The 11,914-nt window shown below is 32.7% G+C and carries 13 protein-coding genes; 7 read left to right on the forward strand and 6 right to left on the reverse strand.

From position 1 onward, the window contains the following. Nucleotides 1–12: 12 nt before the first annotated feature. Complete coding sequence (locus Q0891_RS14215) at nt 13–408, forward strand: SRPBCC family protein (protein ID WP_299102634.1); 396 nt, start codon at nt 13–15, stop codon at nt 406–408. Here the strand turns inward: Q0891_RS14215 and Q0891_RS14220 are convergent. Then, entirely contained in the window at nt 405–1,136 is a 732-nt protein-coding gene (locus Q0891_RS14220; RefSeq protein ID WP_299102636.1) for a biotin--[acetyl-CoA-carboxylase] ligase, read from the reverse strand. The two genes, Q0891_RS14215 and Q0891_RS14220, sit on opposite strands and share 4 nt — an antisense overlap. A 94-nt stretch (nt 1,137–1,230) precedes the next feature. On the opposite strand from Q0891_RS14220, the gene rsfS reads away from it, so the two are divergent. The 6 genes from rsfS (at nt 1,231) to Q0891_RS14250 (ending at nt 6,016) form a co-directional block, all read left to right on the forward strand. Beyond that, complete coding sequence (rsfS, locus tag Q0891_RS14225; protein WP_299102638.1) at nt 1,231–1,602, forward strand: ribosome silencing factor; 372 nt, start codon at nt 1,231–1,233, stop codon at nt 1,600–1,602. A gap of 17 nt (nt 1,603–1,619) precedes the next feature. Next, entirely contained in the window at nt 1,620–3,557 is a 1,938-nt protein-coding gene (ftsH, locus tag Q0891_RS14230; RefSeq protein ID WP_299102640.1) for an ATP-dependent zinc metalloprotease FtsH, read from the forward strand. Between the two features lie 107 nt (nt 3,558–3,664). Further along, a complete protein-coding gene (locus Q0891_RS14235) occupies nt 3,665–4,273 on the forward strand; it encodes an LUD domain-containing protein (RefSeq protein ID WP_299102641.1) in 609 nt (202 codons plus the stop codon). Further along, nucleotides 4,273–5,094: a phosphatidate cytidylyltransferase gene (locus Q0891_RS14240; protein WP_299102643.1), complete on the forward strand. Its 822-nt coding sequence runs from the start codon at nt 4,273–4,275 to the stop codon at nt 5,092–5,094. Before Q0891_RS14235 ends, Q0891_RS14240 begins: the two co-directional genes overlap by 1 nt. Next, nucleotides 5,084–5,737: a phosphatidylserine decarboxylase family protein gene (locus tag Q0891_RS14245; protein ID WP_299102645.1), complete on the forward strand. Its 654-nt coding sequence runs from the start codon at nt 5,084–5,086 to the stop codon at nt 5,735–5,737. Before Q0891_RS14240 ends, Q0891_RS14245 begins: the two co-directional genes overlap by 11 nt. Nucleotides 5,738–5,749: 12 nt before the next feature. Beyond that, entirely contained in the window at nt 5,750–6,016 is a 267-nt protein-coding gene (locus tag Q0891_RS14250) for an acyl-CoA-binding protein (RefSeq protein WP_173281873.1), read from the forward strand. Between the two features lie 2 nt (nt 6,017–6,018). Here Q0891_RS14250 and Q0891_RS14255 read toward each other — a convergent pair whose 3' ends face one another. The 5 genes from Q0891_RS14255 to rplQ form a co-directional block, all read right to left on the reverse strand. Further along, nucleotides 6,019–6,930: a dimethylarginine dimethylaminohydrolase family protein gene (locus tag Q0891_RS14255; RefSeq protein WP_299102647.1), complete on the reverse strand. Its 912-nt coding sequence runs from the start codon at nt 6,928–6,930 to the stop codon at nt 6,019–6,021. A 62-nt stretch (nt 6,931–6,992) separates the two neighbouring features. Next, complete coding sequence (locus Q0891_RS14260; RefSeq protein WP_299102648.1) at nt 6,993–8,279, reverse strand: citrate synthase; 1,287 nt, start codon at nt 8,277–8,279, stop codon at nt 6,993–6,995. 297 nt (nt 8,280–8,576) lie between these two features. Further along, nucleotides 8,577–9,869, reverse strand: coding sequence for a phosphopyruvate hydratase (eno, locus tag Q0891_RS14265; protein WP_299102649.1), 1,293 nt, complete (start codon nt 9,867–9,869; stop codon nt 8,577–8,579). 153 nt (nt 9,870–10,022) lie between these two features. After that, nucleotides 10,023–11,126, reverse strand: a complete 1,104-nt coding sequence (carA, locus tag Q0891_RS14270) for a glutamine-hydrolyzing carbamoyl-phosphate synthase small subunit (protein ID WP_299102650.1) — start codon at nt 11,124–11,126, stop codon at nt 10,023–10,025. A 264-nt stretch (nt 11,127–11,390) separates the two neighbouring features. After that, nucleotides 11,391–11,864: a 50S ribosomal protein L17 gene (gene rplQ, locus Q0891_RS14275; RefSeq protein ID WP_299102651.1), complete on the reverse strand. Its 474-nt coding sequence runs from the start codon at nt 11,862–11,864 to the stop codon at nt 11,391–11,393. Nucleotides 11,865–11,914: the final 50 nt, after the last annotated feature.

An 11,914-nucleotide genomic window follows, 5' to 3' on the forward strand; every position in this document is an offset into this window, starting at 1 on the left:
AACATTTTTAAAATGAAATTAGAATCACCAAAAGTTACCCTAGATAAATCAGCAGAAGAAACATTTACTTTCCTATCTGACGTTAAAAATTTTGAAAGCTTAATGCCAGAAAACATCAGCAAATTTGAAGTTTTAGAAAACGACAAATTTCTTTTTGCTTTAAAGGGAATGCCAGAAATAGTATTAAAAAAGAAAGAAGCGGTACCTAACAATAAAATTGTTTTAGGTGCAGCAGGCGGAAAATTAGATTTTGCATTAATAGCAGATATTATAGAAGTAGAAGCTAACAAAACAGATGTTAAGTTAAATTTTGAAGGCGAATTTAATGCAATGATGGCAATGATGATAAAAGGCCCAATTGGAAAATTTATTGAAACTTTAGTTACTAATATGAAAACGGCTATTTAATACAGCAGTTTTATTTCTTTTAAGTCAAAGGTTTTTATAATATCATCTTCAGTCCATACTTTTAAGTGACCATCATTGGTAATCCCTTTTAAAATTCCAGAAAATTTTTCATTATTTGGTGTTTGGAAGGTCGATGGTTTGTTTCTTCTGAAAAGTAAATCTTCGTATTCTAATTTGATTTTATCAAAATTCTTTGACTCTAAAATCTCAAAATAATATTTGAGTTGTTTTATTACTTCAGATAATATTTCATCTTTACTATAGACAACACCTGTTATTTGGCACATGGATGATGCCTTTGGTAGATTAGTAAAAACTTTTTGGTTGACGTTAAGCCCAAATCCTATAATTGAACCTTGTAAATTGTTGTTTTTTATGACATTTTCAATTAAAACGCCACAAAGTTTAGTATCTACTGACAAAATGTCGTTAGGCCATTTTACACTTAATTTCGGAATTTTATAAGTTAATAATGCCTTATAAATTGAAATTGAAACAGCCATGCTAATATAAAATTGATCTTGTACTCTATAACTTGTAAGACGCTTAAACACACTAGCAGTAAGATTCTTACCACTTTGCGTCTGCCAAACTGAGCCCATTTGACCTCTACCATTTGTCTGTGATTCAGTAACCACAACTGTAAAATCCTTAGGTATAGCAACTGATGCCAAGCCCTTTAAATAGGAATTTGTGGAGTCAATGGCATTAAGTTTGATTATGTACATTGAAAATGCAATTTTATTTTATGGTTTTCTTATGACAAATAGCGCTCGCAAGAACTAAAAAAATAATAACTTTGCACAAAATTAACACAATTTAATGACGAAAGATAAAATCCCTGTAGATCAACTCATCACAACGATTATTGGCGGTATAGAAGAGGTTAAAGGAAAAGAGATTACTTTATTAGATTTAAGAGAAATTGAAAATACAGTTTGTGATTACTTTATAATCTGCGAAGGAACTTCTAATACACAAGTAAATGCCATCGTTAATTCCATTCAAAAACAAGTTAGTAAAACACTAAAAGACAAGCCGTGGCACATAGAGGGTACAGAAAACTCTGAGTGGATTTTAATGGATTATGTTAATGTAGTAGTACATGTTTTTCAAAAACAGATTAGAGAATACTACGACATTGAAAGTCTTTGGGGAGACGCTAAAACTGCGCAAATAGAAACAAGTTACTAAAACGATACACGCTACTAATGGCTAAAGACAATAAAAATACAAGCAAAAAACCTAAAATAAGTCCTTATTGGATTTACGGAATAGTAATCGCTATATTCTTAGGAATTCAATTATTTGGAGGAAGTGCTTTTCAAAATACTAAAGAAATAAAAACTTCGGAATTTATAAACTATCTAGAAGATGGTGATGTAAAAGAAGTTATTGTTGTAAGTAATACAAAAACGGCTAAAGTTTACCTTACAAAAGCGGCTTTAGAAAAAGAAGTTCATAAAAAATCGAAATCAAAAAGCTTTCTTCCAACAGGAAGTGAAGCAAATTATACCTTAAAGTTTGGTGATCTTCAAAATTTCGAGAACAGAATTGATACTATTATAACTGAAAAAGGATTATCAACAACACGTGATGCTGATATAGAAAACAATGCTTGGGGAGACATTTTAATATCTCTTTTACCATTTGTTTTAATTATTGGTGTTTGGATTTTTATAATGCGACGTATGTCCTCTGGAGGAGGTGGTGGAGCTGGTGGCCAAATATTCAACATTGGTAAATCTAAAGCAAAACTTTTTGACGAAAAAACTGATACTAAAACATCATTTAAAGATGTTGCTGGTTTAGAAGGCGCAAAAGAAGAAGTTCAGGAAATTGTTGATTTCTTAAAATTCCCTGAAAAATATACAGCTTTAGGTGGTAAAATTCCTAAAGGTGCTTTATTAGTAGGACCTCCAGGAACTGGTAAAACCTTATTAGCTAAAGCCGTTGCTGGTGAAGCTAAGGTACCTTTCTTCTCATTATCGGGTTCTGATTTTGTGGAAATGTTTGTGGGTGTCGGAGCATCTAGAGTAAGAGATTTATTTAAGCAAGCGAAGGAGAAATCGCCTTCAATTATTTTTATTGATGAGATCGATGCTATTGGTCGAGCGAGAGGAAAAAACAATATGTCTGGTTCTAATGATGAACGCGAAAACACTTTAAACCAACTCTTAACTGAAATGGATGGTTTTGGGACTAATACAAATGTAATTGTATTAGCCGCAACCAACAGAGCTGATGTTTTAGATAGTGCATTAATGAGAGCAGGTCGTTTTGATAGACAGATATATGTAGACCTTCCAGATGTAAGAGAGCGTAAAGAAATTTTTGAAGTTCATTTACGTCCACTTAAAAAGGAAGAAACATTAGATATAGATTTCTTATCTAAACAAACTCCTGGTTTCTCTGGTGCAGATATTGCTAACGTTTGTAACGAAGCAGCATTAATTGCAGCTAGAAAGGGTAAAAAAGCAGTAAATAAGCAAGATTTTTTAGATGCTGTAGATAGAATAATTGGTGGATTAGAAAAGAAAAACAAAATCATTACACCATCTGAGAAAAGAGCCGTTGCTTTCCATGAAGCTGGTCATGCAACTGTAAGCTGGATGTTAGAGCATGCAGCGCCTTTAGTAAAAGTAACTATTGTACCAAGAGGACGATCACTAGGTGCAGCTTGGTATTTACCTGAAGAACGCTTAATAGTTAGACCGGAACAAATGCTAGACGAAATGTGTGCTGCTTTGGGAGGACGTGCTGCAGAAAAGGTGATTTTTGATAAAATATCTACAGGAGCATTAAGCGATTTAGAAAAGGTAACAAAACAAGCTAGAGCTATGGTCACTGTTTATGGCTTAAGTGATAAAGTGGGTAATCTTACCTATTACGATTCTTCAGGACAATCTGAATATGGATTTTCTAAGCCATATAGTGAAAAAACAGCTGAGCTTATTGATAAAGAAATTTCTAATATTATAGAAGAGCAATACCAAAGAGCTATTAACTTATTAGAAAACAATAAAGACAAACTAACTGAACTAGCAGAAGTGCTGTTAGATAAAGAAGTAATATTTAAAGACAACCTTGAAAAAATATTCGGTAAGCGTGCATTTGAAAATGCCGTTATTACAGAAGAAGAGGAATAGTCTACTTTTAACACAGTCACATAAAAAACTTAAATTAACCTAATGTTAATTTAAGTTTTTTTATATTTGAAATTAACAGAATTACTAGTAATAATCGCAACTATTGAATGAGCTTATTTCGTAAACTCTTCGGAAAAAAGTCGGAACAGACTGAAGAAGACATACCTAATCAAGAGCGAGGCAAATATATGCCTGAAGTGAAGCTACCTGCAGATGAACGTTTTACCATAAACTTCAAGGCAAATGGTGGTAAATTTCTGTATTGCGAAAATCTAGAAGAAGTTAAGGATTGTTTTAATTCTATATTAGACGAAAACAATTGGCATAACGATATGGTCTTCTTAATAGATCAGCGATTAACAGAACTGTTTAAAGATTTTAATTTAAACAGCACAAAAAAGCTTTCTGAAAGCGCTTATTTTTTATCCACTTGTGAATATCTCATTTCAGACGATGGTTCGTTATTAATATCTTCAAATCAAATTGCTGAAAAGAAACTTGTTGAATTACCAGATCACTTTATCATCTATGCTACAACAAGTCAGTTTGTTGAAACCATAGGAGAAGGATTAAAAGGAATTAAAGCTAAAAGCAAAGCAACAATACCAACAAACATTACCACTATAAAGCACTTTAAAACTGCTGATGATAAAGATTTTCTAACGTATGGAAGTAGTTCTAAGAACTTGTATTTACTTCTATTAGAAGATTTATAATGAAAGAGCTATTAATTAGAGCACTTTCTGGTGCTATATATGTTTTACTACTCATAGGATCTCTATTTGTAAAAGAAACTTCAGTTATTCTGATTGGTGTTTTTGGTTTTTTAAGTTTAGCAGAGTTTAGTAAACTGATAAAGCTCAAGTCAGTTATTCAGTATGTTATCTTCTTTATTTTGTATTTCAGCTATTGGTATTTCTGTATTCACAACTCTAATAAAACAGAAAGTAAAGAAGTTATTCAAATCATATTAGTGATTACCATTTTTGTTAATCTGATATTAATAAAAGACTTATTTGCATCTAAAAAAATCCCACTGTTTGAGTCCAAAAGATATATCGTGACTACCTTTTATTTAACTAGCGGTTTTTTATTTATGCTTCTTATCGCTAATTTTAATAATGAGTTTACTCCACTTTTATTATTAGGTTCATTTATTCTTATTTGGGTTAATGATAGCGCAGCCTATATCGTTGGTAAAAACTTTGGAAAGCAAAAACTGTTTCCTAGTATCTCTCCTAAAAAAACGGTAGAAGGCTTTTTGGGTGGTTTGTTCTTTGCCTGTATTTCAAGTTATTTCATTGCCAAGTTCACAGAAACACTCAACTTTAATATCTGGCTTATTTTGGCGATTATAGTGAGTGTCTTAGGCACTATTGGTGATCTTATAGAATCAAAATTTAAACGTCAAGCAGGCGTTAAAGATAGTGGAGTTATAATGCCTGGTCATGGAGGATTATTAGATCGGTTAGATAGTATTATATTTGCTGCACCATTTATTTATTTATTTCTAAGAATTTCAAGTCATGTTTCATAAAGAAGGTCATAAAATTATATTCATAACATTGGTTATGGTAGTCGGTTCATTTTTTTTAATTGATGAATTCATTACTAACGAGTGGTTAAGAAAAGGTTTAATGCTAGCTATTCTAGTGTTTTTTGTTCTTATACTACAATTTTTTAGAAACCCTAAACGAAATACTCATATAAATAGTAAACAAGCTTTATCTCCAGTTGATGGTAAAGTTGTTGTTATTGAAGAGGTTGAAGAAAATGAGGTTTTTAAAGACAAACGTATTCAGGTATCAGTATTTATGTCTCCAATAAATGTGCATGTTACACGTTATCCTATTGCAGGTAAAGTTACTTTCAGTAAATATCATCCAGGTAAATTTTTAGTGGCTTGGCATCCAAAAGCGAGTGAAGAAAATGAGCGTACTACAGTGGTTGTAGAAAATGAAAGTTTTGGTAAAGTATTACACAGGCAAATCGCCGGTGCTTTAGCGAAACGAATTGTTAACTACGCGAAGGTAGATACAATTGTAGACCAAGGTACAGATTCAGGTTTTATTAAGTTTGGCTCTCGAGTAGATTTATTCTTACCTTTAGATGCAGATATCAAGGTGGAACTTAATCAGAAAGTTCGTGGAGGGGAAAGTGTGATTGCAGAAATGAAATAATTTCTAAAGAATATGGTTTCTAAAGAATTAGACATAGAATTTAACACTGCTGTGGATCGTGTAAATGATCATACAGAACCTTTTCCTGCTGATTTTCTATTACGTCTATATGCCTACTATAAAAAAGCGACTAACAATTACACACGTCCTAGTAGCCGTAAACCTATTATAAATGCATTTAAGACCAATGCTTTGTTCCAAGTTAAAGATATTACAGAGGATGAAGCTAAACAAGAATATATTAATCTTGTAAATAATTATTTTCTTTACAGAAAATAAGATTACATTCTAATTAACGGCATTGTAGAACAGCGAAGTAAACCTTCTTGCTTTGCTATTTCAGCATAAGGAACTTCCTCCACTGTAAACCCTTGTGCTCTTAACCACCCATTTAATCTTGTAAAGTTCTTTTCAGAAATTATAACATCTTCAGAAATAGAAAACACATTACTATTCATATTATACATTTCTTCTTTTGTTATTTCGAAGACATTGTTTTTTCCAAAGAAATCTAAAAGCCATTCATATTCCTTTTCAACTAAGAAACCATTTTTATGAAGTATAGCTTTATCTGCTCCTATGGGTTGAAAGCAACAGTCTAAATGTAGCGCATTTTCTTTAGGATCTGTATTAGATTTCCTTAGTTCAAACGATTTTACGGTTTTATGCGGAAACAATTCTTGTATCGCTATTACAGCATCCATATTTGTCCTGGCAGTAATATATTCCGGATAATCATCTCCAGAATATGTTCCTATGAAAATATAATCATTCCAAGGCATTACATCACCTCCTTCAACATGACACTCTTCTGGTAATACTATGATATTGTCATCATCAATATGATCTAATACATGCTGAATTGCCTCGTACTCTCGCTCACGATCTGGTAAAATGTTAGCTTTGATTAATTTATCTTCAATAACAAAAGCAATATCTCTAGAAAATATCTGGTTATAATCTTTTATAACTTTTGGTCTGTAAACGTCAACATTATACTTTTTAAACACTTTAGCTACAGCCTCCATTTCCTTTACCATATCACTTTCTAAAGGATAAGTACCAGCTTTTATATGCTGAATAGATTTAGGGTCGTAAGCGTCCTCTATTGATGGAATTGGACCTACACTTTCTGCTGTACCAAGAATAACAGCTCTGAGGCGTGATGTTTCGTTTTGGATGTTCAATATCATAGGTCTAAAAATAAAAAAGCTTCATAATAAATATGAAGCTTTTATGATATATTTTTTATTAATTATCTCTTTTCAATCTCCTTAAACGGTCTAAACGTTTCTCCTATATAAAGTTGTCTAGGACGTCCTATAGGCTCCTTACGCATACGCATTTCTTTCCACTGCGCTATCCAACCTGGTAAACGACCTAAGGCAAACATTACAGTAAACATTTCTACAGGTATTCCCATTGCTCTATAAATAATACCAGAATAGAAATCTACATTTGGATATAATTTTCTATCTACAAAATAAGGATCTTCTAAAGCTTCTTTCTCTAAACCTTTTGCGATATCTAATATTGGATCTTCAACACCTAAATCTGATAATACTTCATCAGCAGCTACCTTAATTATCTTTGCTCTTGGGTCAAAGTTTTTATATACTCTGTGACCAAAGCCCATTAAACGGAAAGGATCACTTTTGTCCTTAGCTTTAGCCATGTATTTTTTAGTATCTCCTCCATCTTCCTTAATGGCTTCAAGCATTTCTAAAACAGCCTGATTTGCTCCACCATGCAATGGTCCCCAAAGTGCAGATATACCAGATGCTAATGACACAAATAATCCTGCATGAGAAGAACCGGTAATTCTTACTGTAGATGTTGAACAATTTTGCTCATGATCTGCATGTAAGATTAAAAGTTTATCTAAAGCATTAACAAGAATTGGATTCTGCTCGTATTCACTGTTTGGACTTTTGAACATCATCTTTAAAATATTCTCAACATAGCCTAAATTGTCATCTCCATACTCTAAAGGTAAACCTTGCTTTTTACGCATAGTCCAAGCTACAATAACCGGAAATTTCCCTAGAATAGTAACGATTGAATTATACATCGCTTGCTCAGAAGCTACGTCTACAGACGTTGGGTAAAATGCCGTTAAAGCACTAGTTAAAGAAGATAAAACACCCATTGGATGAGCAGACTTTGGAAAAGCATCTAAAATCTTTTTAAGGTCGTCATCTACAACAGAGTGAGATTTTATATCACTATGAAATTTGTCAAGTTCATCTTGATTTGGCAGCTCTCCAAATATTAATAAATATACTACCTCAAGAAAATCCGCTTTTTCTGCTAACTCTTCAATTGAGTAACCTCTATATCTTAATATTCCTTTTTCTCCGTCTAAAAATGTGATAGCACTCTCGCAACTACCAGTATTTTTATAACCAGGATCTAAAGTAATAGCTCCACCTGTTGCACTTCTTAAACTTTTAACATCAATAGCAACCTCGTTCTCGGTTCCAACTATTAAAGGGAAATCGTATTTCTCACCATTAATTTCTAATGTAGCTTTATCTGACATATCTTCTTTTCGGATTTTTATATATTATTAGAGTCGTAAATTTACGAAAACTCAAACGATTTCGAAAGTAGAATTAGAACCGTTTTAACATTTCAAAAATGTTTTGCGAATAGTTTAATTTTTTGATTGAAATTGAGAATAAATATTGAATTTTAGTGTTCATTTTTTATTTGAGTCCTCTGCATATGCCTTTAACTGAATTTAGATTGATACTTATATCGTTACCCTCTTAACCAAAAAAAACTGCAAAATAAGATTTGCAGGTTTTTTAAATTTAAAATTGAGTATTAAAAATGCTTACTTCAATTTAAAAGCATTAGCTCCAGGGAAATAAGCAACATCTCCTAATTCTTCTTCAATACGTAATAACTGGTTGTATTTAGCCATACGATCACTACGAGACGCTGAACCTGTTTTAATTTGTCCACAGTTTAATGCAACAGCTAAATCTGCAATTGTATTATCTTCCGTTTCACCTGATCGATGAGACATTACAGAAGTATAACCTGAATTATGTGCCATATTTACTGCAGCTATAGTTTCTGTTAAAGTACCGATTTGGTTAACTTTAATTAATATTGAATTTGCAATTCCATTTTCAATACCACGAGATAAACGCTCTACATTAGTTACATATAAATCATCACCTACTAATTGAACTTTATCTCCAATTTGTTCGGTAAGATCTTTCCAACCATCCCAATCATTCTCATCCATACCATCTTCTATAGAAATAATAGGATATTTAGCTGCTAAGTCTGCTAAATACTTAGCTTGCTCTTTACTTGTTCGAACTTCACCTTTATCACCTTCAAAAAGTGTGTAATCATATTTACCATCTTTATAAAATTCTGCTGCAGCACAATCTAAAGCGATCATTATATCTTCTCCAAATTTATAACCTGCTTTTTCAACAGCATTTTTAATAGTATCTAGAGCATCTTCTGTACCACCTGGTAAGTTTGGTGCAAAACCACCCTCATCACCTACCGCAGTACTTAAATCTCTATCGTGTAATACTTTTTTAAGATTATGGAAAATCTCAGTTCCCATTTGCATTGCATGTGTAAAGTTCTTAGCTTTTACAGGCATCACCATAAATTCTTGAAACGCAATAGGTGCATCACTATGAGAACCACCATTAATAATATTCATCATTGGTAATGGCAACGTATTTGCAGAAACACCTCCAACATATCTGTACAATGGCATTCCTAATTCGTTAGCTGCTGCCTTAGCAACTGCTAAAGAAACACCTAAAATTGCATTAGCTCCCAATTTAGATTTGTTAGGTGTACCGTCTAAATCTATCATCATTTGATCAATTGCATTTTGTTCAAATACGGAAACACCTAATAACTCTTGAGCAATTGTAGCGTTAACATTTTCTACAGCCTTTAAAACGCCTTTTCCCATGTAAGTGTCTCCACCATCTCTTAACTCAACCGCTTCATGCTCTCCTGTAGATGCTCCAGAAGGAACTGCTGCCCTTCCCATTACTCCATTTTCTGTAGTTACATCAACTTCTACAGTTGGATTACCTCTAGAGTCTAATATTTGTCTTGCGTGTACATTGATTATAATGCTCATTTTTCTATTATTTTTAATGTTGATTTCTTATCAAATTTACGAAATAATATAGCTTAAAACATAACAAAAATCATATTTCCATTTAATGTTTACTATAATGTTTTCGAAACTAAAAAAACGCAAAAAAAAATGGTTTTTTTTGCGTTTTTAATACTAGTTGTTCTTAATATTCTCAATAAATTGATCAAAGAGATACAATGAATCGTTAGGTCCAGGACTCGCCTCTGGATGATATTGTACCGAAAAACAGTTTTTGTCTTTAACTTTAATACCAGCAACAGTATTATCATTTAAATGAACATGAGTTATTTCTACGTTATCATTAGCTTCTGTTTCGTCTCTATTAATAGCAAAACCATGATTTTGAGATGTTATCTCTCCTTTACCCGTCATTAAGTTCTTCACAGGGTGATTAATACCTCTATGACCGTTATGCATCTTGTAAGTAGATATTCCGTTAGCCAAGGCTATGACTTGGTGCCCTAAACAAATGCCAAATAAAGGTTTGTTTTTTGCTATTATTTCTTTAGCCACTTCTTGAGCAGCCACTAATGGTTCTGGATCTCCAGGTCCATTAGATAAAAAATAACCATCCGGATTAAAAGCTTCTAACTCTTCAAACGTTGCGTTGTACGGAAATACCTTTACATAAGCGTCTCTACTCGTTAAATTTCTAAGAATGTTTTTCTTAATTCCTATATCTAAAGCAGCAATTTTATATTTAGCATTTTCATCTCCTACAAAGTAAGGTTCTTTAGTTGATACCTTAGATGCTAACTCTAAACCTTTCATAGAAGGTAAATCCGCTAGCTGTTTTTTTAAACCTTCTATGTTATCAACTTCAGTTGTAATAACGGCATTCATTGCACCATTATCTCTAATGTAACTCACCAACGCTCTCGTGTCAACATCTGCAATTGCTAAGGTATTATGTTTTTCAAAAAAATCTTGCAAAGATGCATCAGCTGCTGGTCTAGAATAATTGAAACTGAAATTTTTACAAATTAAACCTGCTATTTTAATATCTTCAGATTCTACTTCATCTGCTTTTGTACCATAGTTTCCTATATGAGCATTAGTGGTTACCATAAGCTGACCGTAATATGAAGGGTCTGTGAAAATTTCTTGATAACCAGTTGTACCAGTGTTAAAACACACTTCACCAAAAGCAGAACCTTCTTTACCAATAGATTTACCATGAAAAATTGTTCCGTCTGCTAAAAGAATAAGGGCTTTTTTTCTTTGTTTATATTTCATTGTTGTTGTGTTGAATCGTTTATTGCTATTAACTCAAAATTATATTTTATTCCTATTGGCTGACTGGCAACCTTCTTTTGCGTTAGCGATTGAACGGTTTGTTTGAGCTCCTCGCAGAGAGCGAGTAGTGAAAGCGCGACCGAATAAGTTTTCTTTTAAACTTGTTGGGTAACGCCCAAATCGTGACAATGCTTTGCAAAAATCCAAAAAAAAAGGATAAACTGAAACAGTCTATCCTTTATATTTATTAATGCTTATTAACATTTATTCTTCTTCGTTTGAAGCGTTAGTCTCCACTGGTGGAGTTGTAGTAGCTTTGCTACCACCTCTTCTACTTCTACGAGTCGTTTTCTTAGGTGCTTTACCAGCATTATAGATTTCGTTGTAATCAACTAATTCTATCATTGCCATATCAGCGTTATCACCTAATCTGTTTCCTAATTTAATGATACGTGTATATCCACCTGGACGATCACCAATTTTTGCTGCTACATCTCTGAATAATTCAGAAACTGCCTCTTTTTGTCTAAGTTTTGACATTACAATACGTCTGTTGTGTGTAGTATCTGTCTTAGATTTTGTTATCATTGGCTCTACAAACTGCTTTAAAGCTTTTGCTTTAGCTACCGTTGTATTAATACGCTTGTGCTCAATTAATGAACAAGCCATATTAGCTAACATTGCTTTTCTGTGTGCTGTTTGTCTACCTAAGTGGTTGAATTTTTTTCCGTGTCTCATGACCTTTGTTTTATCATCTTGCTACTATACTCTTTAGCGAGGAGCAAAAT

Origin of the sequence: uncultured Winogradskyella sp. (assembly GCF_947498005.1) — a bacterium.
In the GTDB taxonomy this organism is placed as follows: Bacteria; Bacteroidota; Bacteroidia; order Flavobacteriales; family Flavobacteriaceae; genus Winogradskyella.